Origin of the sequence: Mesorhizobium carmichaelinearum (assembly GCF_900199455.1) — a bacterium.
In the GTDB taxonomy this organism is placed as follows: domain Bacteria; phylum Pseudomonadota; class Alphaproteobacteria; order Rhizobiales; family Rhizobiaceae; genus Mesorhizobium; species Mesorhizobium carmichaelinearum.
On sequence record NZ_FZQR01000007.1, the window covers coordinates 174,702 to 195,373 of the forward strand.

23 protein-coding genes are annotated in these 20,672 nt (G+C 63.0%); 8 read left to right on the plus strand and 15 right to left on the minus strand.

The genetic code is table 11. The features are described from left to right. Positions 1–3 precede the first annotated feature (3 nt). From CKW40_RS17870 to CKW40_RS17880, 3 genes are all read right to left on the minus strand, one after another. Positions 4–1,527 carry a sugar ABC transporter ATP-binding protein gene (locus CKW40_RS17870; RefSeq protein WP_095201208.1) on the minus strand — a complete coding sequence of 508 codons (1,524 nt, stop codon included), beginning with the start codon at positions 1,525–1,527 and terminating at the stop codon, positions 4–6. A 199-nt stretch (positions 1,528–1,726) separates the two neighbouring features. Further along, complete coding sequence (locus CKW40_RS17875) at positions 1,727–2,779, minus strand: sugar ABC transporter substrate-binding protein (RefSeq protein ID WP_095201209.1); 1,053 nt, start codon at positions 2,777–2,779, stop codon at positions 1,727–1,729. 53 nt (positions 2,780–2,832) lie between these two features. Then, positions 2,833–3,816 carry a sugar phosphate isomerase/epimerase family protein gene (locus CKW40_RS17880; protein WP_095201392.1) on the minus strand — a complete coding sequence of 328 codons (984 nt, stop codon included), beginning with the start codon at positions 3,814–3,816 and terminating at the stop codon, positions 2,833–2,835. Between the two features lie 274 nt (positions 3,817–4,090). Between CKW40_RS17880 and CKW40_RS17885 the strand changes: the two genes are divergently transcribed. Together CKW40_RS17885 and CKW40_RS17890 are read left to right on the plus strand one after the other, a co-directional pair. Further along, positions 4,091–4,381: a type II toxin-antitoxin system ParD family antitoxin gene (locus tag CKW40_RS17885; RefSeq protein WP_095201210.1), complete on the plus strand. Its 291-nt coding sequence runs from the start codon at positions 4,091–4,093 to the stop codon at positions 4,379–4,381. Further along, a complete protein-coding gene (locus tag CKW40_RS17890; protein WP_095201211.1) occupies positions 4,378–4,680 on the plus strand; it encodes a type II toxin-antitoxin system RelE/ParE family toxin in 303 nt (100 codons plus the stop codon). Before CKW40_RS17885 ends, CKW40_RS17890 begins: the two co-directional genes overlap by 4 nt. Positions 4,681–4,769: 89 nt before the next feature. Here the strand turns inward: CKW40_RS17890 and CKW40_RS17895 are convergent, their stop codons facing one another. The 9 genes from CKW40_RS17895 to CKW40_RS17935 form a co-directional block, all read right to left on the minus strand. Next, the gene (locus tag CKW40_RS17895; protein ID WP_095201212.1) at positions 4,770–5,678 is read right to left on the minus strand and encodes an anti-sigma factor family protein; all 909 of its coding nucleotides are present in this window, start codon (positions 5,676–5,678) and stop codon (positions 4,770–4,772) included. Then, a complete protein-coding gene (locus CKW40_RS17900; RefSeq protein WP_095201213.1) occupies positions 5,675–6,214 on the minus strand; it encodes a sigma-70 family RNA polymerase sigma factor in 540 nt (179 codons plus the stop codon). The genes CKW40_RS17895 and CKW40_RS17900 overlap by 4 nt, the downstream gene beginning before the upstream one ends. Positions 6,215–6,251: 37 nt before the next feature. After that, positions 6,252–6,449: a hypothetical protein gene (locus CKW40_RS17905; protein ID WP_095201214.1), complete on the minus strand. Its 198-nt coding sequence runs from the start codon at positions 6,447–6,449 to the stop codon at positions 6,252–6,254. Positions 6,450–6,576: 127 nt separating this feature from the next. Beyond that, on the minus strand, positions 6,577–7,782 hold the full coding sequence (locus CKW40_RS17910; RefSeq protein WP_095201215.1) for an aminotransferase class V-fold PLP-dependent enzyme: 1,206 nt from the start codon (positions 7,780–7,782) through the stop codon (positions 6,577–6,579). A gap of 25 nt (positions 7,783–7,807) precedes the next feature. Next, entirely contained in the window at positions 7,808–8,269 is a 462-nt protein-coding gene (locus tag CKW40_RS17915; protein ID WP_095201216.1) for a RidA family protein, read from the minus strand. A gap of 68 nt (positions 8,270–8,337) precedes the next feature. After that, a complete protein-coding gene (locus tag CKW40_RS17920) occupies positions 8,338–9,132 on the minus strand; it encodes an amino acid ABC transporter ATP-binding protein (RefSeq protein WP_095201217.1) in 795 nt (264 codons plus the stop codon). 4 nt (positions 9,133–9,136) lie between these two features. After that, positions 9,137–9,787 carry an amino acid ABC transporter permease gene (locus CKW40_RS17925; RefSeq protein WP_095201218.1) on the minus strand — a complete coding sequence of 217 codons (651 nt, stop codon included), beginning with the start codon at positions 9,785–9,787 and terminating at the stop codon, positions 9,137–9,139. Between the two features lies 1 nt (position 9,788). Then, positions 9,789–10,454, minus strand: coding sequence for an amino acid ABC transporter permease (locus CKW40_RS17930; RefSeq protein WP_095201219.1), 666 nt, complete (start codon positions 10,452–10,454; stop codon positions 9,789–9,791). Positions 10,455–10,525: 71 nt separating this feature from the next. Beyond that, positions 10,526–11,398, minus strand: a complete 873-nt coding sequence (locus tag CKW40_RS17935) for a transporter substrate-binding protein (RefSeq protein ID WP_095201220.1) — start codon at positions 11,396–11,398, stop codon at positions 10,526–10,528. Positions 11,399–11,527: 129 nt separating this feature from the next. Here CKW40_RS17935 and CKW40_RS17940 point away from each other — a divergent pair, with 129 nt between their 5' ends. Further along, entirely contained in the window at positions 11,528–12,316 is a 789-nt protein-coding gene (locus CKW40_RS17940) for an IclR family transcriptional regulator (RefSeq protein WP_095201221.1), read from the plus strand. Positions 12,317–12,327: 11 nt separating this feature from the next. Here CKW40_RS17940 and CKW40_RS17945 read toward each other — a convergent pair whose 3' ends face one another. After that, the gene (locus tag CKW40_RS17945; protein WP_091578683.1) at positions 12,328–12,531 is read right to left on the minus strand and encodes a YdcH family protein; all 204 of its coding nucleotides are present in this window, start codon (positions 12,529–12,531) and stop codon (positions 12,328–12,330) included. Positions 12,532–12,771: 240 nt separating this feature from the next. On the opposite strand from CKW40_RS17945, the gene CKW40_RS17950 reads away from it, so the two are divergent. Further along, positions 12,772–12,951, plus strand: coding sequence for a YdcH family protein (locus CKW40_RS17950; RefSeq protein ID WP_010911953.1), 180 nt, complete (start codon positions 12,772–12,774; stop codon positions 12,949–12,951). Positions 12,952–13,093: 142 nt separating this feature from the next. Here the strand turns inward: CKW40_RS17950 and CKW40_RS17955 are convergent, their stop codons facing one another. Then, positions 13,094–13,558 carry a hypothetical protein gene (locus tag CKW40_RS17955; RefSeq protein ID WP_143748321.1) on the minus strand — a complete coding sequence of 155 codons (465 nt, stop codon included), beginning with the start codon at positions 13,556–13,558 and terminating at the stop codon, positions 13,094–13,096. Between the two features lie 372 nt (positions 13,559–13,930). Here CKW40_RS17955 and ispG point away from each other — a divergent pair, with 372 nt between their 5' ends. From ispG to CKW40_RS17975, 4 genes are all read left to right on the plus strand, one after another. Beyond that, complete coding sequence (gene ispG, locus CKW40_RS17960; RefSeq protein WP_095201223.1) at positions 13,931–15,181, plus strand: flavodoxin-dependent (E)-4-hydroxy-3-methylbut-2-enyl-diphosphate synthase; 1,251 nt, start codon at positions 13,931–13,933, stop codon at positions 15,179–15,181. A gap of 5 nt (positions 15,182–15,186) precedes the next feature. Next, on the plus strand, positions 15,187–16,041 hold the full coding sequence (locus CKW40_RS17965; RefSeq protein WP_095201224.1) for a lytic transglycosylase domain-containing protein: 855 nt from the start codon (positions 15,187–15,189) through the stop codon (positions 16,039–16,041). A gap of 268 nt (positions 16,042–16,309) precedes the next feature. Then, a complete protein-coding gene (locus tag CKW40_RS17970) occupies positions 16,310–17,440 on the plus strand; it encodes a sterol desaturase family protein (protein ID WP_244571210.1) in 1,131 nt (376 codons plus the stop codon). Positions 17,441–17,535: 95 nt separating this feature from the next. Further along, the gene (locus tag CKW40_RS17975) at positions 17,536–18,297 is read left to right on the plus strand and encodes a Stf0 family sulfotransferase (RefSeq protein ID WP_095201225.1); all 762 of its coding nucleotides are present in this window, start codon (positions 17,536–17,538) and stop codon (positions 18,295–18,297) included. Positions 18,298–18,303: 6 nt separating this feature from the next. On the opposite strand, the gene CKW40_RS17980 is transcribed toward CKW40_RS17975, so the two are convergent. Beyond that, positions 18,304–20,643 (minus strand): response regulator, encoded by a 2,340-nt coding sequence (locus CKW40_RS17980; protein WP_095201226.1) that lies wholly within the window; start codon positions 20,641–20,643, stop codon positions 18,304–18,306. Positions 20,644–20,672 lie beyond the last annotated feature (29 nt).

Sequence of the window (20,672 nt, forward strand, 5' to 3'; positions counted from 1 at the left end):
TTTTCACGCGCCGGTTCCTTGCACGCCTGCCCGGCCGCCCAAGCCTTGCGACTGGGGTATGGCGTGCGCCGCAATCGCCTGTTCGCTGAGGCTTGCCCGGTCGAGCTCGGCGGCGATCGCACCCTCGCGCATCACCAGCACGCGGTCGGCGAGCCTGATCACCTCGGGAAGTTCGGAAGAGACGACGATGACGCAATGGCCTTCGGCGGCGAGTTCTTCGATCAGATGGTAGATCTCCGCCTTGGCGCCGACATCGATGCCGCGCGTCGGCTCGTCGAACAGCAGGATCCGCGTTCCCGCCGCCAGCCAGCGGCCGATGATCGCCTTCTGCTGGTTGCCGCCACTGAACAGGCGGATAGGCCGGTCGAGCAGGAAGGGCCTGAGATTGACCCGCTTCATCTTCTCTCCCGCCACGCGCCTCAGCCTGGCGTGGTCGATGACACCGTGCCTGGCGAAGACGCCCATTGAGGCCAGCGCCATGTTGGAGGTGATCGGACGCAGCGGTACGATGCCTTCGCGCTTGCGCTCCTCCGGCACCAGGCCAATGCCGGCGGCAATCGCAGCGCGCGGGCTGGACAGCCGGACCGCCTTGCCGTCGATCTCGACGGTGCCCGACGAGGCGCGGTCGGCGCCGGCCAGCAGTCGCAGCAGCTCGGTGCGGCCCGAGCCGACGAGGCCGGCAATGCCCAGAACCTCGCCGCGGTGGAGGTCGAAGGAGATATCGCGGACCTTCGGCGACGACAGCCCGCGTACGCCGAGCCTGACATCCCTTGTGGCGTGGGAGCGGTGTTGTTCCTGAGCAAGCTCGCGACCGACCATCATCGAGACCACGGCGTGTTCCGAGACCCCTGCCAGCTCGACGGAATCAATGACGGCGCCGTCGCGCATGATGGTGGCGCGGCGGCAGATGCCGAACACCTCGTCCAGCTTGTGCGAGACATAGACGACGGCGACACCGTCGCGAGCGAGGCCCTTGATGACTTTGGCCAGCCGTTCGAACTCGCTCGGCGTCAGGCTGGATGTCGGTTCGTCCATGGCGACGATCCGGGCGCGGTCGAGCAGCGCGCGGGCGATCTCGACAATCTGTCGCTGCGCCACTTTCAGGCTGCCGAGCGGAGCCGCCGGATCGATCGAGGCATCGAGCGCGGCGAGGGCCGATGCGGCTTGGCGCTCCTGCTCGCGTCTGGCGACGAAGAGGCCGCCGCGCGTCAGCGGATGGCCGAGGAACATGTTCTGGGCGACGCTGAGGCGTGGCACCTGCTGCAGTTCCTGGTGGATCATGGCGACACCATCGGCGCGCGCCGCGACCGGGTTGTTGAGCGTCACCGGCACGCCGTCGATCAGCACGCGTCCGGCGCTCGGCCGGTAGACGCCCGACAGGATGCGCAGCAGCGTCGACTTGCCGGCGCCGTTCTCGCCGAGCAGGCCATGGATTTCACCGGCGCCGACCGAGAAGGACACGTCGCTCAGGGCCCGCACGCCCGGAAAATCCTTTGAAATGCCGTCGAATTGCAGCCGGGGTGACATGGGGTCCTGTTCCGCGGGCAAGGATGCCAGCCGGGAGCGAAATGTCCTGGCCGGCACCCGCCGCCCCGCCTTTGTCCTAGAGCAGTTCACCGTTTCACAGAAACGGCGGACTGCTCTAACTCTTTGTTTTGACGCAATTCCGGACGGAAAACCGCTCTCACACTTTTCCTGGAATTGCTCTAGGGATAGGGTCGATGCCCTACTGGCCGGCGGCCACGTCCTCGAGAAGCGCCTTGCGTGCTTCGGGGCCGGAATAGCGGTCGGCATTGTCCTTGGTGATCAGCGCCTGCGGCGTGGCGACGACACGCGGCAGCTTCTGCCCAGCCACCAGTCGCAGCGCCGCTTCGAGGGCCACCTCGCCGGTCAGCACCGGGAACGAGTCGACCGTGCCGGTCAGTTCGCCGGCGCGGATCGAGGCATAGGCGTCGGAAATGCCGTCGGTGCCGAACACGGCGACCTTGTCCTGCAGGCCGGCGGCCTTGACCGCCTCGACGATGCCCAGCGCCATGCCGTCATTGTTGGCATAGAAGCCGATCAGGTCGGGGTGCTGCTGCAGGATGTTGGTGGCGGCGTCATAGGACGTCTGGCGGTCCCAATTGCCGGGCACGCTGGCGACGACCTGGAATTTGCCGCCCTCGGAGATGGTGGACTTGAAGCCGTCGGTGCGTTGGACGGCGGCATAGACGCCCGCCTGGCCCTCGACGATGGCGACCTTGCCGCCGTTCGGCCGGTTCTTGATGAACCACTTGGCGACGCGCACGCCATTGTCACGCTGGACATTGCCGACATAGTGCTCGGCCTGCGGGATGACGGCGTCGTTGACGTTGACCACAGGCACGTTGGCGGCTTTGGCCTGTTCCATGATCGGCTGCAGGTTGGAATCGGTCTGCGGCGAGACGAGCAGGACGTTGTAGCCCTGCGTCACCAGACCCTCGGCGATGGTGAGCTGGCCGAGCTGGTCGCCCTCGTTCTGTGCCGCCTGGTAGACGACGGGTACGCCGATCTTGTCGCCGAAGGCCTTGTAGCCTTCGCCCAGCGAACGCCAATATTCATTGGTCAGCGTCTTGGATACGGCGCCCGCCTTGGTGCCTGCGGGCAGCTTGGGGAAAGCGCCGAACTTCGCTTCGAGCTGCGACCAGTCGATACGATCCTTCTCGGTGTCGGAGTTGAGCGGCGCAAGATCGGCGCTATAGGCCGGTGCGACGGCGAGCGCCATCAGCGTGGCGGTGGCGGCGGCTAGCAGAAACTTCATGGTCTTCCTCCCTGGTTGAAAATGGCGGTGCGGTAAAAAAGCCGCTTCGGCGGTCAGGCCCCGAGCATGATCTCCTGGACGATGGCCTGCGTGGCGACCGCGTCCTGGCGGTCGATGGCCGATGACAGACGGTTGTCCTTGTCGAGCCGCTCGACGACACCGAGCATGCGCTTGACGGTGGCGATGTTGACCTCGCATTCGCGCACCGGATCGAGCCCGGTCATGTCGGGAAAGGTGTCGAAATAGATGGCGCCGGCGTAGCCGTCGCGGCGGATCTGGCGCAGCAATTCGATCGTCTGCAGCGTGTGCACGGCGCCGACCATCAGGCCGTCGTCGCGCTTGGCGTAGCCGTCGTTGAGATGCACGCCCAGAAGCTTGCTGTGCCGGGCGACGAGTGCGGCGGCAAAGGCCGGCTGCTCGTCGGCATAGAGCACATGGGCGAAGTCGAGGGTGACGCCGAGATTGGGCAGGCCGACCTCGCGGATCGCCAGCAAGGTGGTCGCGGCATCCGGCATCAGCGAATAGGAACGCGGCTCGTTGGGCTTGTACTCCAGGCTGATCTGGCAGCCGGGATCATGCGTGGCGACTTCACGAATTCCGTCGATTTCGTGTTGCCAGAGCGTCGCATAGTCGGCCTGGAAGGCATAATCGAAGCCATCCTGGCCGAGCCACAGCGTCATCAGGCTGGCGCCGGTTTCACGCGTGGCGTCGATGCCGGCCTTGGTCAGGTCGATGGCCTCGCGGCGCACCGCCGGATCGGGGTTGGTGAAGGCGCCGAGCTTGAAGGCGGGGTTGGAGTAGTAACGCATGGCAAAGCCATTGATGGAAAGTCCGAGATCACCGAGTTTGCGGGCGATTTCCGCGGGCCTTTCACCGACATGGTCAGGAAAGTTGAGGTCGAGATCGGTAAGCCCCTCGACCTTGGCGGCGCGCGCCGCCATCTGCATCAGCGACGGCTTGCCGGTAAGATCGGGCCATTCGGCCTGTGGCCGTGACGCAAAGGAATTCAGGCGCGTGGCGAAACGATTGGCTGTCATGGTCGATCCTTCAATTGTCATAACTTCACATAAACACAAAAATTTGTAAAGTTACTATTTGAGAGATGGCGGGATGCTCCGGCCGGAACGTTGGATTCCTACGCCGGGAGGTGACTTGGCGGCACCTCTGCTCGTCGAACGCAGCTCCATGTCCGCACGGTTATGGACACCTCAACATCGCGTTTCTGAGGTCGCCGGAAGCCAGGAATCCATGTCGGAAAAGTGTATGATAAAGTCTTACGCTGTACTATAAGGAGATAACGAGGAGACGGACATGCGTACCACCCAGCCCCTGACGATCACGCTGCCGCTCGAGATGGCGCAGATGGTGAAGGACAAGGTTTCTTCCGGCGAATATGCAACCGAAAGCGAGGTCATCCGCGACGGTTTGCGGACCCTCGCCGCCCGTGACGCAGCGGTCGAACGCTGGCTACGCGAAGAGGTTATTCCGACGATGGATGACGCGCACGCTCATCCCGAGGAGCTGCTGACGGCCGAACAGGTGCGCCGGAATCTCTCCGATCATATCAACGCGATTGCCACCAAATCGCGCACCGGTGCATGAAGTACCAAGTCAGGTTCCATCCGGCAGCCGAGCGCGACATTGCCGAATTGCTGACCGAACTCACGCCAAAAGCCGGGGCCGAGACGTCACTACGATTTGTCGGCCGGATCATCGACTATTGTATCAGCTTTGAGACCTTTCCCGAACGTGGCACCCGCCACGACGACATCGCGCCGGGACTGCGCACGGTAGGATGGCGCAGACGTGCAACGATCGCGTTCGAAGTCGTTGGCGACAAGGTCGTCATCCTTCGGGTCCTGTATGCCGGCCGCACGCTTGAGCTGCCGGACGAAGAATGAGATCTCCACGGGCTGAAAATGTGACCTCCGTCGTCGCCGCGTGAACCGCTGCGGGCAATCCTGGCGGGATCAGCAGAAGGGAACCGTCCTCACACCGCCGCCTTGCGGAAGCGGGCGACGAAGTCGTCGAGCTCGGGGCGCTCCATGTCGGAGATCGCCCAGTAGGAGAAGGCGCCGTCGCTCCAGTGCACCATCGAGAAGCCGCCGGATGAAAGGTCGTCGGGCTGGGTGGTCTTGCCGTCCTGCTGCGGTTCGGCGACCAGCGTGATCAGGTGCTCGCGGTGGCGGTAGACCAGGGCCGGCACCGGCCGGCCTGATATCACCTCGACCCGGCCGCCGATCAGTGCGTAGCCGTCCTGGGCAAGGTCGGGCGCCGGCGGCGAGACGCCAATGCGGGCGTCGAGCCAGGGTTTCACCGTGTGGCGGTCGGACGAGACGATGTCGATCGGGCTCGCCGCAAGCAGGCTGCGGCGATGGCCACTGGCGACCGCCGCGGCAAAGCCATCATCGACGCCGCTCTGCATCACCCATTGCGTCGCCCCGCTGGCCAGCACCGCGCTGATCATGATCGATGCGGCCATGGCGCGCCAGTCGAACGAGCCGAAGCGGCGCGCCCTCGGCGATGGCCGCGCCTGGGAAGGACGTATCCCGGCTTCCCGTCTTTGGCCGCCACCAGCGCCTGCAATCAATCCGGGCAGTGCCGACGGCGCACCCCGCTGCGACTCGGTCGCCTCGGCTTGCTCCTGCTGTTCGGTGCCGGTCATGCCGATCGCCGCGATACGGGCCCGAAACGCATCGCTGACATCGGGGCGCGGCAAGCGGGTGACCGCGCCCTGCAAGGCGACAATGCGGGCGTGCTCGGCGGCAAGCCGGGGGTCGGCGGCGATGCGCCGTTCCACGGCAAGGGCGGCCGCCGCATCAAGCTCGCCATCAACAAGGGCATGGATCATCAGTCTGATACCTTCGGGATCGTTGGGCAGTCCGTCGTCGTGCGTCATGACGCTCTCCCCAGTTCAGACGCCAGCAGGCCACGGGCGCGGGCCAGCCGGGACATGACTGTGCCGATCGGTACGGCAAGCATGGCCGATATTTCGCGATAGCTGAGGCCGTTGATATCACGCAGCACCAGCGTCTCGCGAAATGGCTGCGGCAGGGCCGCGATCGCCGCCTCCAGTGCTGCCGTATCGGCCCTGGCGATCAGGCTCGCTTCCGGGCCGTCCTCGTCCGGCAGGCTGGTACCGTGGGCCGCCGCCATGTCGTCGAGATCGCCGAGATCGCCGACGGCCATCATGGCGCGCGGCCGGTTGCGCGCCATCCAGGTGTAGGAGGTGTTGCGCACGATGGTCAGCAGCCAGGCGCGGGCGTTGCCGCCGGCATAGCCCGCGATACCGGCATGCGCCTTGATACAGGCATCTTGCACAACATCCTCAGCATCGGCGGCATTGCCGGTCAGCCAGCGGGCCAGCGCCAATGCGTCGCCGAGATGCGGCAGCACCACTTCGTTGAAGCGTTCTGCCAGGGCCCTCTCGCTCAAAGCGGCACCATGATCCGATACTCCGGGCCGGGCCGCCTCAAGATGCGACGGCGATCTCGCCCTGCGGGCGAACCCCGCTGGAACAGGCAAAGCCGCCTGCTGTGGCGAAAGTGAATTCATCTGCGTCACCAGTGTCAAGCGCCACAAAGGAGAGCCTGACGGCGATCATGCTTGCCAGCTTACGGCGGCAGCCGACGCCGCAGCCGTGTTCGCTGTCCTGGCAATGATGCGGCATGCCGTCTCCTCAACGCCAGACGTGGCGTATGCTGAGGAGACCTGTGACGGAGCCGGTTTATTCCCGCCGCATGCAAATCCGGCTGATCACAGTCGCGTGATCAGCAGCCGCTTCTAGCCGGTTGCGCTCAATCCGGCCAGCGCGAGGCGCCCGACGAGTCTTTGCGGGCGGCTTTCATCGCATCGGCGGGGCGATCTTTCGCCGTCAGCACGGCACGCAGCCGTTCGGCGACGATCTCGGCCTCGCCGGGATGCAGATTGCAGGGGTCGAGGAAGAAATGGCCGCGCTCGACCTCGTGGTTGCGCACGATGATGGGCGGTGAGCCCGCGGCCAGCGCCGAGGCGAGGCCGGCGGCGCTGAAGCGGCTCTCCGGCGATACGAAGATTTGCAGCCGGTCGAGCGGATTGGCGGTCGGGTCGGGAATGATCTTGGCAAAGATGCCCGGCAGTCCTTGCAGAGCGTCCTTCCAGAGATTGAGCGCAGCCTCTTCGCGCTGGCGGATGCCAGCGTGGTCGCGTTTCTCCCACGCTTCCAGTGCCGCCATGGTGCCGGCGATGCTTTCCTTGCCGACCTTCATGGCGCGTGCCACGCCGCGGTTCTGCAGATAAGCGGCCCGCACCAGGTCCTTGCGGCCGGTGACGATGCCGCTGGTCGGCCCACTCAGGAATTTGTGGCCGCTGTAGATCACGACATCGGCGCCGCGCGCGAGGAAACCGCGCAGATCGTATTCGGACGCGGCATCGACGATCACCGGCACGCCTTTGGCGTGGCAGATCTCGCAGAATTCCTCCAGTGACAGCATGCCGTACTGCACGGTGTGATGGGCAACGACGTAGAGGCCCGCCGCCGTGCGGTCGTTGATCGCTTCGCGCACATGATAGTCCTGGGTCACGCTGACCGTGCCGGCAGGCACCACCTTGGCGCCGGCGACGCGGATCGACTGATCGATCGGCGCACCGTAATTGACGATGTGGCCAAGCTGGATGACGACCTCCGCCTTGAGGTCGCTGGTGTCATCAGGCAGGCGCTCGATGGCGAGCAGGCTGGTTCCCGTCATCGCGCCGGCGATCGCCATGGTGATGCCGCTGGCGCAGCAGGCGGTGATGAAGCCGGCCTCGCCGCCGGTGAGGCGTGCGACGACCGTGCTTGCGGCACGCTGCAGATCATCCATCTCCACCCATTGCGAGGCCATTTCCGCCATGGCGCTGATCGCTTCCGGGACGATGATCGATGCGCCGAGCGCGGTCATGGTGCCGGAGACATTGATGATCGGCCGCAAGCCCAACCGTTGGCGGATGGTGGTGTTGGAGCCGGCGGAGGAAGTGGTTTTCATGTCAGCAAATCCCGTGAGTGGCAGGTCAGGCGGCGATCTCGACGACCGCCTCGATTTCGACGGTGATGTTCCCTGGCAGCGAGCCGACGCCGATGGCTGAGCGGGCATGGCCGCCAATATCAGCGAACACATCGGCGAACAGGTCCGAACAGCCATTGACCACTTTCGGGTGGTCGCTGAAGGTCGGCGTCGCGTTGACGAAGCCGAGGAGCTTGACGACGCGCACGATGCGGCCGAGATCGCCGGCGGCGGCATGCATGACGGCAAGCAGATTGAGCCCGGTCAGGCGTGCATGCTCATAGGCCTGCTCGACCGTCACATCCTCGCCGACCTTGCCGGTGCAGAGCGTGCCGTCGGCGCGCAGCGGCCCCTGGCCGGACAGGAAGATCAGCCGCCCGCTCTCGGCATGGGTGACGAAGTTGGCGATGGGGGTCGGCGGCTCGGGCAGCGTCAGGCCGAGTTCGGCGAGCCGGATGTAAGGCGTCATGGAAGCAGGCTCCCTTGGATGACTTCAGCCATCCGATGTCGAAAATAAATGGCGTCGGCCGTACAATGTCAGAAATGCGAGGCGCGGAAGCGCGCCAGGAAGGCGCGGAGGCGCTCATTGCTGGTCTCCGCCGCCAGGATCTCCTTGGGCGGGCCGACGGCGCTGACGCCACCATCGGCCATGAAGACGATGCGGCTCGAAGCGTCGCGGGCGAAGGCCATTTCATGCGTCACCATCAGCATGGTCATGCCGTCCTCGGCAAGGTTGCGCACCACGGCCAGCACCTCGCCGACCAGTTCGGGGTCGAGCGCGGAGGTGATCTCGTCGAGCAAAAGGATTTTCGGCTCCATCGCCACGGCGCGCGCGATACCGACGCGCTGCTGCTGGCCGCCGGAAAGCTCGGCCGGCAGGCTGTCGGCCTTGTGGGCGAGGCCGACGCGGCCGAGCCAGTGTTCGGCGGCCTGGCGCGCTTCGGCCTCGCTCTTTCCGCGCACCTTGGTGAGGCCAAGCATGATGTTGCCGGCTGCGGTGAGGTGAGGAAACAGGTTGAAGCTCTGGAACACCATGCCGGTCTCGGCGCGCATCGCGGCCAAGTCGCGCTCGCTGCGGCGCTGGCGCGTTCCGGCGTCGCGGTAACCTACCTCCTTGCCGTCGATGCGGATCGAGCCTGAGTCGTAGCTTTCGAGGAAGTTGACGCAGCGCAGCAGCGTGGTCTTGCCGCTGCCCGAGGGGCCGATGACGGTGACCACCTCGCCGCGTTTCACCTGCAGGCTGACGGAACGCAGCACATCGACGGCACCGAAGGCCTTGGAGACATCGCGCACGTCGAGTAGCGCGGGACTGGCGTTTGTGGCATCGGACATGGTGCTATTCCCGAATGAAGGCAAAGCGCCGCTCGAGCCGCCGGGCGGCGAGCGAGAGCGCGTAATTGACCGCGAAATAGATGAGCGCGCCGAGGATATAGAGCGGCATCGCCTCGTAGGTGCGGCCGATGACCTGGTTGATGGCCTGCATCAAATCGGTGATGCCGAGCAGCGACACCAGCGCGCTGCCCTTGACCGCGTCGGTGACGCCGTTGATCCAGGGCGGCAGGAAGCGCCTGAAGGCTTGGGGAAAGATGACGTAGGTCAGGCGCTGGCGGAAGGTCAGCCCGATCGCCATCGCGGCCTCGGACTGGCCTTTCGGAATCGAGGCGACCGCGCCCCTGAGATATTCGATGACCTGAGCGGTCTTGAACAGGGTGAGCGCCAGCACCGCCGCCCAGAAGGACGGCAGATGCAGCCCGATCGCCGGCAGGCCGTAATAGACGAAGAACATCAGCACCAGGATCGGAATGCCGCGGATGGTGTCGGAGAAGACGCGCACCGTCCAGCGCAGCGGGGCGGGGCCATAGACCAGGCCGACGCCCAGCAACACGCCGGCGACGAGCGACAGGGTGACGACCAGGAGCGAGACCCAAAGGGTCACGGCGAAACCTTTGGCGAGGAAGGGCAGGGCGTAGAGGATCTGGCTCGCCATGTCAGCGCGCCGCCCTGAACCGGCGCTCGACGAGCCTGAGTCCGAAAAGCAGGATGTAGCCGGTCAGCAGATACATCGCCGTCGTCACCAGATAAACCTCGACGATGCGGAAGGTGTTGAAGTTGATCCACTGGGCGCCGAAGGTGAGCTCAGGCACCGAGATGACAGAAGCGATCGAGGTGTCCTTGAACAGCGAGATGAAGGTGTTGGACAGCGCCGGCAGCGTGATGCGCAGCATGGTCGGCAGGCGTACATGGATCAGCCTTTGCCAGGGCGTCAGGCCGATCGCCTTGCCGGCATCGAGCTGGCCGCGCGGGACGGCTTCGAGGCCCGAGCGGAACACCTCGACCAGATAGGCGCCGCTATAGACCGACAGCGTCAGGACGAACGAGGTCGGCGCGCTGTAGGCTAGGTCGACCACGGTCGGCAGGCCGTAGAAGACGAGGTAGACGAGCAGGATCAGCGGCACGTTGCGGATGAATTCGACATAGGCGGCGATGATCGCCCGCACCGTGCGCCCGGCCGAGACGTACCAGACCGCGAGCACCAGGCCGATGACGGTGCCGATGGCGATCGAGATTACCGCAAGCTCGAGGCTGAGCAGCAGACCGCCCCACAGCTTGTCGAAATGCCGCCAGATCAGGTTGAAATTAAGGGCATAGCCCATGCGTAAGCCTTAGCACCGCGGTCCGTCGGGAGGCGGAAGGGCGCTGGATGCGCCCTTCCGCCCGATGCAGATCAGATGGCCGGGAAGCCGGGATGGCGTGCCGGCGGCTCCTGTCCGAAATAGTCCTTGAATGCTGCGTCGTAGAGGGCGTTTTCGTGGCCGAACATGGCGATGGTGAACGTCGCGTTGACGAAGGCCAGCCAGTCGAGGTCGCCTTGCCGGAGTGCTGCGCCATACAGCATGCTCAGCCAGCTCTTGCCGGCGTCGAAATATTTGTCCGGGTTGCGCGAGGCAAGCCAGCGCACGGTGGACAGATCGACGGCGGCTGCGTCGACGCGCTTCGATTCCAACGCCTGAAGCACGTTGGCCTGGGTGTCGATCTGCATGACCTGGCATTGCGGCAGGACCGAATGCACCTGTGCCTCGGCATCGACATTCTGCAGGATGGAGATGCGCGTCGCCGAACCGCCGGCAAGCAGTTTGTCGAACGTCCTGTTCTCGGCTGTCGGAAGGCTCAGCAGGGCAACGCCCTCGACATAGTAGGGCCGGGAAAAATTGACCAGCTGCGAACGCTGGGCGCTCATGGTCATGAACTGGATGGTGATGTCGACCTTGTTGGTGGTGACGTTGGGAATGCGCTGCGCCGGATCCTGCATGACGAACTCGACCTTGGTCGGATCGTCGAACAGGCCCTTGGCCAGGATGCGCCCCATAGTGATGTCCATGCCAACCAGCTCGCCCGCATCGTTCTCGAAATGCCAGGGCGCGTTGGTGCTGCCGGTGCCGACGATCAGCTTGCCGCGGTCGAGCACGGTGCGCAGCAGGCTGTCGGATGCGGCCTGGGCGGCGGCCTTCTGAGCATCGACGGTTGCCAGCACGCCGGCCGTCGCCAGTCCCGCCATTCCCAATTTCAGAAAATCACGTCTTCCGGATGTGTCGTTCACGGCGACCTCCTTTCGTGTTGTGTTCCCCTACGCACAGGCAATACACGCGACGGTGATTATCATAAGATTGTCTCTTACAAGAGACGCATGTATCCTGTACAAGACAGATACTAGCACCAGGAATCGACAATGCAAGATGGCAATGCCTTGGCCGTTTCGGCCGACGAAAAGACGACGGCCTCCCGCGAGAAGGGCCTCAACCGGGTGCTCGAAATCCTGGACTTTCTGCACACGACGCAGCGGGCGATCGGCATTGGCGATCTTGCCAAGGGGGTGAACGCCCCGCGTTCGACCACCTACACGCTGGTGCGGTCGCTGGTCGACGCCGGCCTGCTGGAAATGGCGGGCGACGGCAACCGCGTCTATTTCGGTAAAAAACTCTATCTCTATGGAATGGATTATGTGCGCGGCAACGACCTGCTGCGGCGCGGGCGCCAGGAGGTCGACCATCTGTCGCGCGAAACCGGCGAGACCTCGGAACTGTGCATGCTGCAGAGCGGCCGCTACACCATAGTCCATTCCAGCCCGGGCACCAGGCCGTTCCGCATCAGCTCGGCCACCGGCCTGCAGATACCGCTGCCCTGGACCGCATCGGGCCGGCTGCTTCTGGCGGGGCTGGAGCGGGCCGAAATCGAAGCCATGGTGTCGGAAGACGATCTCGTGCTGCCCGACGGCCGCAAGCTGCGGCTCGACGATTTCATCGCCGACATCGCCAAGGCTGGGGTGACCGGCTACTGCGTGACCTCGGGGCTGGTCGATGCCTACACGAAGTGTCTTGCCGTGCCGGTCTTTTCAGCGCCGGGCAAGGTGGAGGCGACGATGTGCCTGGTGGTTCCCATCGATACGTCCGAGGAACGGACCGGCAGCCTCATCGGCCTGCTGCGCGACCGCGCCGGCAGGCTTTCGATCGGCGGATAGGCGAGAGACCGCTAAGCGATGATGTCTGGAATGATCTTGTCTTCCAGCGCCATCAGCCGGTCCTTGAGCACCAGCTTCTTCTTTTTCATGCGCTGGATCTGCAGCGGGTCGCAATTGGTGGCGATCATCGCGTTGATCGCCGCATCGAAATCGGCGTGTTCCTGCTTTAGCCGGGAAAATTCGAGGCGAATATCGGCCTGTTCCTGATCGGACATTCTCTACCGTCTGCACGTCTGCGGCGCCCAAAAACTGGGCCTGATTGGGCGGGGGCGGCAATTTCTGCCACCGGCGCGCAGCCCATATCACATTTCACATTGTCGTGGAATGCTACCACGCAGCATTCGACATCGCAGTCGGAAGGTGGCAAAGTGTCATTGTGCCGTCACAGAAGCGAGCCTGCGGTGGACGCGCCTTGACGGCTGCAATCGAGGAAACCATGAAAGGGAGAACCAATCATGTCTCTTGCTTCCCATCTTGATGAGTTGCAGCGGAAACACGGCGACATCGAACGTGAGATCGATGACGCGATGAACCACCCGTCGGTGGATGACCTCGAAATCGTGAATCTCAAGCGACGCAAGCTGGCACTCAAGGATGCGATTGAGAAATTGAAAGCGCAACCGACTACGCATTGATGCCCGACTGACATAGCCGTTTCACGCGGAATTGTCTTGCCGGCGGCAGTTGCTGTCGCCGGACGCTTTTCCGTTTAGCCAAGGTGAAATTTGTCTGCTCGCGACCGCGCTGACTGGCCGGTTTGCCGAGAACAGAAGATATTCAAGACCACCGCTTTCTGAGCAGTCCGAAGATTGCATTGACTGCAGCTGCTGCCAGAAGACCGAAAAGTGCTGCGTAGAATAATTCTTTGAAATCGTATTCAGGCCCTGCTGTTAGCGCAAGATAAAGGCTTATGGGAAAGCCAATTGACAGCGATATATATTTATGAGGCTCGCTCCAGAATTTTCTCTTGAATGTCTCGAATATCTGAAGCATGGACAATCCGCGATATCTCTTTATGCCAATTCCTACAAGTTTCAGGATTATATCAAGTGAAAACATAGCTAGAAGGTATAATATTAACGCGTGATAGAGCTTGTTGTAGTTGTGCTGAGGGCCTATTTTGGTTACTATATATAGAGAAATTGAAACATTAGCGAACATAAGTATATATACAGATATATCTGCTATAAAGGCATTTTTGACTAGATGTATTTTGGAATATAATTTTTGTCGCCAGTTCATGATCTCATCTGCATATGGGTTTGGACGTGTGAGTAAATATTATCCTGGGTAGAGGCTGTTCGCAACGAGGATCGCTCAGGGTTTCATTGGCATTCAAGTTCCAAACAATCTGGTGGCGTGAGTCCGAATCCTCCCCCCTTGATGCCGGCGGAAAAATACAGAACTTGGAAAACTGGCGGCTCGGCCGCTATGCGACTTTCGCCAACTTGTCATGCTCGACGTGACGGGGCGCTCTCCGTTTTTTCGCCGAGGGTGCCCCAAATTCACCCCGCAGTTTCAGGCGACGCGCCTTTGTGGCGACCTGTCGCCATTGACAAGCCATCTTTGCTCCTCCACCTCATGCCCGGACCTTCCAGATAAAAGGCTGCCGGCATGACCGGATATTTTTCTTTTCCCTTCCCCCGCCGCACTTCGGTCGGCGTCGATGTCGGCGGCGTGGTCGTCGGCGGCGGCGCTCCGGTTGTCGTGCAGTCGATGACCAACACCGACACGGCCGACATCGACCAGACGGTCGCGCAGGTCGCAGCACTCCACCGCGCCGGCTCCGAGATCGTACGCATCACCGTCGACCGCGACGAGAGTGCTGCCGCCGTGCCGCGCATTCATGAGCGGCTTCAGCGGCTTGGCATCAACGTACCGCTGGTCGGCGACTTCCACTATATCGGCCACAAATTGCTCGCCGACCATCCGGCCTGCGCCGAGGCGCTGGCCAAATACCGCATCAATCCCGGCAATGTCGGCTTCAAGGACAAGAAGGACCGGCAGTTCGCCGCGATCGTCGAAATGGCGATCAAACATGACAAGCCGGTGCGCATCGGCGTCAACTGGGGCTCGCTCGACCAGGAGCTTCTGACCCGATTGATGGACGACAACCAGGACAAGGGTTTTCCGCTGACGGCGCAGGAAGTGACGCGCGAGGCGATCGTGCAGTCGGCGATCCTGTCGGCCGAGATGGCCGAAGAGATCGGCCTCGGCCGCGACAAGATCATCCTGTCGGCCAAGGTCAGCGGCGTGCAGGATTTGATCGCCGTCTATACCGAGCTTGCCACCCGCTCCGACCATGCGCTGCATCTGGGCCTCACCGAGGCCGGCATGGGCTCGAAAGGCATCGTCGCCTCGTCCGCCGCCATGGGCATCCTGTTGCAGCAAGGCATCGGCGACACCATCCGCATCTCGCTGACGCCGGAGCCGAACGGCGACCGCACGCGCGAGGTGCAGGTGTCGCAGGAATTGCTGCAGACCATGGGTTTCAGGCAGTTCGTGCCGATCGTCGCGGCTTGCCCCGGCTGCGGCCGCACGACCTCAACCGTGTTCCAGGAGCTCGCCCAGAACATCCAGGCGGATCTGCGCAAGAACATGCCGGTGTGGCGCGAAAAATATCCCGGCGTCGAGAACCTCAAGGTCGCGGTGATGGGCTGCATCGTCAACGGCCCGGGTGAGTCCAAACATGCCGATATCGGCATTTCGCTGCCCGGCACCGGCGAGACGCCGACGGCACCCGTCTTCGTCGACGGCAAGAAGGCGGCGACGCTGCGCGGACCGTCGATCGCGGCGGATTTCGAGAAAATGGTCGCCGACTATATCGAGCAACGGTTTGGTCGCGGCAAGGCCGCGGCAGAGTAGCTCAGATGCAGCGTTTCCTCTGGGCGGCGCTGATTGTCCTGTGCGGTATGGCTTGGTCGACACTCGTTCAGGCCGATCCGCCGCAATCGGCCAAGCAGCGGCTGATCGACAAGGTCTGCAACCTGATCCAGGCCCATGCCGACCAGAACGGCCTGCCCCGGGATTTCTTCGCCCGGCTGATCTGGAAGGAAAGCCGTTTCGATCCCAATGCCGTCAGCCCCGTCGGCGCCGAAGGCATCGCTCAGTTCATGCCGGGTACCGCCAAGATGCGGGGGCTCGAAAATTCCTTCGACATCAACCAGGCGATCCCGGCGTCGGCGAAATATCTCGCCGAAATGAAGACCAGCTACGGCAACCTTGGTCTGGCCGCGGCCGCCTACAATGCCGGCGAAAGCCGGGTGTCGCGCTGGCTGGGTTCGGGCGGCTTCCTGCCGATGGAGACCGAGAGCTATGTCTTCGATGTCATGGGCGAGCCAGTCGACAAGTTCACCGACCCCGCCTATGCCGGAAAAATCGAGCCGCTCGACGCCAAGGCGGATTTTGCCGTCGCCTGCCGCAAGCTGCCGGTGATCATGTCGCAGACCGTGGCGATGGCCTCGATCAACGTCAAACCATGGGGCATCCAGGTGGCCGGCAATTTCCGCCGCAGTGCCGCAATCGGCCAGTGGCTCAGGGTGAGGAGCCGTTTTCCGGCGCTGCTTGCCGGCCATGATCCGGTGGTGAGCCGGGTGCGCACGCCGATCGGCCGGCGCGGTATCTACGCGGTCCGGATCGGGGTCGACGACCGTGCCGTCGCCAATGTCATCTGCCAGAAACTGCAGAGCGTCGGTGGCGCCTGCGTGGTGGTGCGCAACCGGTAGGCCGATCCGGAGTCGACACGAGCCGGCTCGCGCTGGCCGAATGCACCCGCCACATCCGGCAAAGATTCCGGTTGTAGCGGCTGGCATCTTTTGCCGTGGCGGCCGCGTTCTCTAGCAACACCAATAAGCAACCGCTGATGTTGCAGCAAGAAGCCGCCGGTCAAGGTGGCGTCGATCAAATCTTAATGAGTTCTGTTATAGCAAGAACAGAATCGGCATTTATAAAGCGGGTTTTATTCGGGGTCTTCAACGCAGGGGCATAATACCGGTGGAAAATTTTCTAAAGAAGGTTGTCGGTGAGCTTGAAACGCCGCGCTCCAAGCGGCCATTCGGTTCCGGCTGGCTGTCCGGTTCGATCGCTTTGCTTGCCGGGGTCACCGGCCTGCTGATGGTGATCGTGTTGCGCTACCCGTCGCTGACCTCGATGCCGGATCTGGCGCCCATCCATCAGATGCTGTTCTTCAAGCCGGTCCTCTATTTCGTGCTCATCTCAGGCTATATCCTGGCCATACTGAGCATGATGCTGCGCAGGGAAAAGACGCTCGGCGTGGCGGCGATGGTCACCGTTCTCCTGGCAACTCTGCTCGGCATGCTGCCGGTGCGTCACCAGCTGCAGATTGAGGGCGTCTTCTTCGGCCTCGACTTCTTCATTCTGAACGCCCTGTTCATGGGCGTGCTGTTCGTCCCGCTCGAACGCATTCTCGCCCGCAACAAGGATCAGACGGTGTTCCGCGACGAATGGCGCGAGGACCTGTTTTACTATCTGGTCTCGTCGCTGCTGGTGCAGATCTTGACCTACCTGACGCTCGCGCCATCCAATCTGGTCAATGCGCAAGGCGGTCTCGGTTCGGTGCGCGCCTGGGTCCACAATCTGCCCTGGCTGATGCAGTTGGTGGCGGTGATGTTCCTGACGGATCTCGCCCAATATTGGGTGCACCGGGCCTTCCACCGCATTCCCTTTCTGTGGAATTTTCATGCCGTGCATCATTCGGCCAAGTCGATGGACTGGATTGCCGGCGCGCGGATGCATTTCCTGGAAATCATCGTGCTGCGCAGCCTGACCGCCACGCCTATGTTCGTGCTGGGCTTCGATGAATCGGCGATCCAGACCTATATCCTGATCGTCTACGTCTATTCGTCTTTCATCCATTCCAATATCGGAACGAGTTTCGGCCCGGCCGAGAAACTGCTGGTGTCGCCGCGCTATCATCACTGGCATCACGGCCTCGAGAAAGAGGCGATCGACGTCAACTTCGCCATCCATTTCCCGCTGCTCGACCGGCTGTTCGGTACCTACCATCTGCCTGAGGGGCGGTGGCCGAAGGGCTATGGCATTCACGGCCATCCGGTGCCGAAAGGATATTGGCGGCAATTCCTCTACCCCTTCCGGCGCGGCTGATTTGCCGGGCATTTCAGGGCTCTGCTTCCCCGTTCCGGAACATCGGTTATAAGAGCGTCCGTGTGGACTGCCTTCGATGGCGACGAGGATGCGGGATGTTCGACGCCTACATTATTTGCGGCACACCGAGAACCGGCAGCACTTTGCTGTGCAAGCTCCTGGCATCCACCGGGACATCGGGCGATCCGCACTCCTTCTATCGGCGGCAGGACCTGTCGGAGTGGGCGCAGGAATGGAAACTGCCAGCCCGCGAGACTACGGGCGAGCTTGAATTCGAGATTGCCTATCTCAACGCGGCGATCACCGCCGGCAAGGGCGGGACAGGCATCTTCGGCCTGCGCCTGATGCGCGAAAACCTGGATGAACTTTCGGCGATCCTCGACCAGATATTCCCGGGGCTTGCGTCGGTCACAGCGCGTTTCGAAAAGGCCTTTGGCCGGGTCCTCTACATATACCTGTCGCGCGAGAACAAGCTCGCGCAGGCTGTCTCCCTGATCAAGGCGGAGCAGACCGGTCTTTGGCACATCGCTCCCGATGGCTCGGAGATCGAAAGGGTCGCACCGCCGCAAGAACCGCACTATGATTTCGAGCGGATCAAAAGGGGACTTGCAGAGCTCGAAGCCTATGATGCGGCCTGGAACATTTGGTTCGCGGCACAAGGCATAACGCCCCTGCGAATCGGCTACGAGCGCCTCTCCGCCGATCCGGCCGCGGCATTGCAAGGTATCTGCGAGGCCCTCGGCGTTCAGTCTCCGAATGCCGACGACATCCGGCCGGGCGTCGCCAAGCTCGCCGACGAGACAAGCCGCGACTGGATGCATCGCTATCGTCTGGACGCGGCAGGCCTGACGCAGTGACGTGGATCAGGCCGTCTTGGCCACCACCGTTTCGCTCAACCATGTGCCGATCTTGGCGCCGAGGCGGTCGGGCGAGACCGGCTTCGGCAGATAGTCGTCCATGCCGGCCTCGATGCACTTGTCGCGATCGCCCTTCAGCGCGTGCGCGGTGACGCCGATGATGGGGATGTGACCGCCCGACGAGGTCTCGATCGCCCGGATGGCGCGGGTTGCCTCGTAGCCGTTCATCTCGGGCATCGAGACATCCATGAGGATCAGCTTCGGATGCAGCGATCGGTACATCTCGACCGCCGTGCGACCGTTGCCGGCGATGCGGTAGCTGAGGCCCAGCCCGTTGAGGATCTGGCCGAACACCAGCTGGTTCACCTCATTGTCCTCGGCGATGAGGATGTCGATCGGGCCGTTCGGCGTGACGACCGATTCCGGTGCGGTGGCGACCGGTATGGCGGGGCCGCGGATGATGGTGAAGGCCGGCGGAGCCGGCTGTGGCATCGGCTGGACCGGCTCACGGATGAACTGCGCCTTGCCGACCTGTGAGCGGGCCTTCTGGATGACTGAAATGACCGTACCAAGCAGCACTGCCGAGCGCGCCGGCTTGGTCAGATGCGCGGCAATGCCGAAATCGATGATCATCTTGCCGAAATCGACCTGGTCGACTGAGGTCAGGATGACGATCGGGATGGCTGACAGCCGGCTGTCAGCGGCAATGGCCCGGGCGACATCGGCGCCGTTCATGCCGGGCATCTGGTAGTCGAGGATGATGCAGTCGACGCTGGCGCCCAGCTGGCAGGCGCGATCGAGGAAGGCGAGCCCCACCGCGCCGCTTTCGGCGGCGGCGCAGTCGAAGCTCCAGCTTCTGAGCTGCTCGAGCAGGATCTCGCGGTTGACCGGATTGTCGTCGATGACCAGCACGCGGGCGCCGGTGACGTCGACCGGCACGATCGCATCGCGCGCCTCGGCATGGTGCACGGGCAGCGGCACCCCGAACCAGAAGACGGAGCCGCGCCCGATCTCGCTCTCGACGCCGATCTTGCCGGCCATCAGGTCGACGAGGCGGGCGGCGATGGCAAGCCCAAGGCCGGTGCCCTCATGGCGGCGGGTCGAGGAGCCGTCGACCTGCGCGAATTTCTCGAACACATTCTGCAATTTCTCGGCCGGAATGCCGATGCCCGTATCCTCGACACGCAGCTTGAGCTGGACAACGTCGTTGACAGTGTCGCCGCCGACATCGATCAGCACATGGCCCTTCTCGGTGAACTTCACCGCATTGCCGACCAGATTGGTGACGATCTGCCGGAAGCGGCCGGCGTCGCCGACGACATGGGCCGGCAGGCGCGGGTCGACGCGTACGATCAGTTCGAGGTTCTTTTCGGCGACGCGTGCCGAGACCAGCGTCGCCACATCCTCGACCGCTTCGGTGAGACGGAACGGGGCGGGGTCCAGCGTCAGCTGTCCGGCATTGATCTTGGAGAAGTCGAGGATGTCGTTGATGATGGTGAGCAGCGCATTGCCGGATTTGACGATGACGTCGGTGAAGGTCTTCTGGCGTGGAGTCAGCTCGGTCTTGGCCAGCAATTCGGCCATGCCGAGCACGCCGTTCATCGGCGTGCGGATTTCGTGGCTCATATTGGCCAGGAATTCCGACTTGGCGCGGTCGGCGGCCTCGGCCTTGAACAGGGATTCGGCCGATTGGGCAAAGCCGCGGCGGATCGCCTGTTCCATCGGCCGGAAAATCCAGAAGGCGACGATGGCCAGGACGCCGAACAACAGGCCGCTCGCCCACAAGAGCAACCGGTCACTGGATGCGTCGGCCAGATGGCGCTCCTCGTCCATGGCGGTGCGGACACGGACCAGCATCGGCTGGACAAACAGATCGTTCTGGTTGCGGATCTCCCGATAGCTCCATTCATCGGCCTTTTGCGCCATCGACATCAGGTTGAAATTGCGCACCATGTCGTGCGCCGACCAGAACAGGTCGCCGTTGACCGAGGCGGTTTCGAGTTCGTTGATGGTCTTGGCCGACAGGCGCGAGCGCAGCGCGGCGAACTGGGCGGTCAGCGTGTCGATCTCGCTGGTCAGACGTTCGGAATGGTCGCGCGCCGAAGCGGTCAGCGCGTCGCGCGTTTCGTTGCGCCAGGCGGAACCCGTCGTCTCGGCGAAGCTGGTCGCGTTGCGCAGGTCGCGGGTGAAGACGACGAGGTTGCTGCTTAGCGCATCGACCTCATGACGGAAGGAATTGACACGGTTGAGCGCAACCATGATGGCCGTGGAAGCCAGCGCGAAGATCAGCAATCCTGAAAGATAGCGAATCCGGACAAACCGGATGAAGGAAGAATATTCCGGCATGCGCAACCCCAACACATACGCATTATTTT